Origin of the sequence: Cryobacterium sp. 10I5 (assembly GCF_035019865.1) — a bacterium.
GTDB classification, from domain to species: domain Bacteria; phylum Actinomycetota; class Actinomycetes; order Actinomycetales; family Microbacteriaceae; genus Cryobacterium; species Cryobacterium breve_A.
Map to the genome: position 1 here is coordinate 1 of NZ_JASJVI010000206.1, position 692 is coordinate 692.

The following is a 692-nucleotide window of genomic DNA, read 5'->3' on the forward strand; positions in this document are numbered from 1 at the left end:
TCATTTGGCAGGAAACCAGCCGCTAACTTGGCAGGAATCCAGCGCCGAAACGGCCTACAAAGAGTTGATCACACACAGCAGGCGGGACACCGAGGAACGGGAGGTGTGCAGCTCGTGCGCGATGGCCTCCATGGTCAGGTGGTCCTGCACGTAATACGGTTGCGCCGCCGTGAGGGCGTCATCGGTTCGGTCGGACAGGGATGGATCGTTTGTGATGGTCGTAGCTTCTGCTTGCACATGTGTGCACGTGTGTGCACAGGCATTGACCGTTTGTGTGGTGTTGCGCATGCTGTACTGACCCACGAGGTTGCGCGGCATGCGCAGGACCGTGATCCGGTGATTGTCAGCCGCCGCTGCAGACCTAAGGCTGCAGACCCACACACCAGACCTGCCGACCCACACAGAAGTGAGCGAACAGTGACCCCCTCAAACCAGAAGCCCGCCGGGGCATCCGCGCCGGGTATCCGTCCCGGTGCCGTAGCCGCTCAGGCCGCCATCGCCGCTCATCCCCGGGCGAGCGTGCTCATCATCGGTGCCGGAATCAACGGCATCGCGACCTTCCGCGACCTGGCGATGCAGGGCATCGACGTCGCGATCGTCGACAAGGGCGACTACGTCTCCGGCGCCTCGTCGGCCTCCTCCCACATGATCCACGGCGGTGTGCGCTACCTCGAGAACGGGGAATTCCGCCT

At 63.3% G+C, this 692-nt stretch carries 1 protein-coding gene and 1 pseudogene; one reads left to right on the forward strand and one right to left on the reverse strand.

Features of this window, described 5'->3' with window-relative positions:
* Window positions 1–75: 75 nt before the first annotated feature.
* Window positions 76–198 (reverse strand): annotated as a pseudogene (locus QN350_RS19715) (sugar-binding transcriptional regulator); the annotation flags it as partial.
* A gap of 264 nt (window positions 199–462) precedes the next feature.
* Here QN350_RS19715 and QN350_RS19720 point away from each other — a divergent pair.
* The coding region (locus QN350_RS19720; protein WP_323517209.1) for an FAD-dependent oxidoreductase at window positions 463–692 on the forward strand (230 nt) is incomplete at its 3' end.